The sequence below is a fragment of the Ruegeria sp. BG6 genome, assembly GCF_056538465.1.
The window spans coordinates 1-1,183 of the sequence record NZ_JBQFTB010000045.1; the positions used below are offsets into that span (position 1 = coordinate 1).

Below are 1,183 nucleotides of genomic sequence, written 5' to 3' on the forward strand. Positions count from 1 at the left end.
CTGAGCCTCCCCAACTGAACTGGTCGACCGTTATGTTTAGGAAACGGAGGACCACGAATGGCAAACAAGAGACCGAAGCCCGAAGAGATCGTCTCGAAGTTACGGCAGGTTGAAGTTCTGATGGGGCAAGGCATGTCCCGTCTTGATGCGATCTGGCAGATCGGCGTTGTCGAGCAAACCTATTACCGCTGGCGCAAGAAGTACGGCGGAATGGGCGTAGATCAGTTGAAAGAACTGAAGCGGCTTCAGAAAGAGAACGAACGACTGCGACGTGCGGTTTCTGATCTGACGTTGGACAAACTGATCCTGACGGAAGCCGCAAAGGGAAACTACTAAGCCCCGCTCGCCGTCGTGCTTGTATTAACCATGTACGCAATCAGTTGAACGTTTCCGAGAGACGCGCCTGCCGCGTGCTTGGGCAACACCGGTCCACGCAACGGTGTGTCCCACAAGGTCGCGCAGACGAAGACCGATTGGTGGCCGACATGATCGAGTTGGCCCGTCAATACGGCCGATATGGCTATCGCAGGATCGCTGCTGAGAGAGGCTGGATGGTCTGTCAGTGATGGGCGGGTTGAACGCCTGTGGCGGCGAGAGGGGCTGAAAGTGCCTATGAAACAACCGAAGAAAGGGAGGTTATGGCTTAATGATGGATCATGTGTTCGCTTGAGGCCTGAGTATCGCAACCATGTCTGGAGCTATGACTTCGTGCATTGTCGGACGGATGATGGAAAGGTCTTCCGGACGCTGAACATCATTGATGAGCACAGCCGGGAATGTCTGGCGATTAGAGTGAAGCGCAAGCTGAACTCGACAGATGTGATCGATGTTCTGACAGACCTGTTCATCCTGCGCGGCGCTCCCGCATTCATCCGGTCGGATAATGGCCCTGAGTTCGTTGCACAGGCTGTTCGGGACTGGATCACCGCCGTCGGCGCGAAGACCGCCTACATCGAGCCAGGGTCACCTTGGGAAAACGGATATTGCGAAAGCTTCAACGGGCGGATGCGAGATGAACTGCTCAACGGCGAGATCTTCTACAGCTTACGTGAGGCCCAAATCCTGATCGAACAATGGAGGAAACACTACAACAACAAGAGACCCCACAGTGCATTGGGTTATCGCCCACCAGCCCCGGAAACCATCATCCACATGGATCAGAGGCCAACAATGCACTAACAAT

1 pseudogene is annotated in these 1,183 nt (G+C 54.7%); it reads left to right on the top strand.

Annotated features, from left to right (window positions below):
• Positions 1 to 57: 57 nt before the first annotated feature.
• A pseudogene (locus tag ACR0JW_RS23845) lies at positions 58 to 1,179 on the top strand (IS3 family transposase).
• Positions 1,180 to 1,183: the final 4 nt, after the last annotated feature.